Origin of the sequence: Pseudomonas sp. Z18(2022) (genome assembly GCF_036346535.1) — a bacterium.
Taxonomy (GTDB): domain Bacteria; phylum Pseudomonadota; class Gammaproteobacteria; order Pseudomonadales; family Pseudomonadaceae; genus Aquipseudomonas; species Aquipseudomonas yamanorum_A.
Genome location: NZ_JAOTOA010000066.1, coordinates 1 through 825, shown reverse-complemented (window position 1 = coordinate 825; position 825 = coordinate 1). Strand labels below are relative to the sequence as shown.

At 62.5% G+C, this 825-nt stretch carries 1 protein-coding gene; it reads right to left on the bottom strand.

The window, feature by feature from the left end; all coding sequences use genetic code 11:
- The coding region (locus V3W39_RS33610) for an AMP-binding protein (RefSeq protein WP_330214189.1) at positions 1-825 on the bottom strand (825 nt) is incomplete at both ends.

Below are 825 nucleotides of genomic sequence, written 5' to 3'. Positions count from 1 at the left end.
AAGCTCGCTGTGCGGCGCCACATGCAGCGCATGGGAGCCTTGTAGTTCCGGCACTGGCAACGCCTTGCGGTCGAGTTTGCCGTTGGGGGTCAGCGGCAGTTGCTCAAGGAACAACCACTGGGTGGGCACCATGTAATCCGGCAAGTGTTCACGCAAGCTGGCTCGCAGGGCTTCCTGGGTCGTGGTGGCCTGCGCCAGCACCACGTAGGCAACCAGTTGCTGGCCGTTCGCGCCGTCCAGGGCCAGCACCACCCCTTCACGTACACCTGGGTGAGCGAGCAGGCGGCTTTCGATTTCTCCCAGTTCGATGCGCAAACCACGAATCTTTACCTGATGATCGATACGGCCAACGTATTCGATCACGCCGTCATTGCGGTAACGGGTCAGGTCGCCGGTGCGATACAGACGATCGCCGGTGGTCGAGAAAGGGTTCGGCACAAACTTCTCGGCGGTCAACCCCGGACGCAAGAGGTAGCCACGGGTGATGCCCTCGCCCGCCAGGTAAAGCTCTGCCGCCACGCCGACGGGCACCGAATGCAATTCAGCGTCGAGCAGGTAGCTGGCCGTGTTGGCCAGCGGCTTGCCGATATTGGCCTGGCCACCGGCTTCGCGACGGGTCCAGGTGGAGTAAGTGGTGTCTTCCGATGGGCCGTAGAGGTCGTAAACGTGCTGCACATGGGCATGCTCGTACAGCGCATCCACCAGTGACTGTTTCAGTGGCTCGCCCGCCAGATTGATGATGCGCACGCTTTCCGGGATTTGCCCGGCACGCTGCAAGGCTCCCATCGCCGAAGGCACGCTGTTGATCAGGCGCACCCGGTCTCG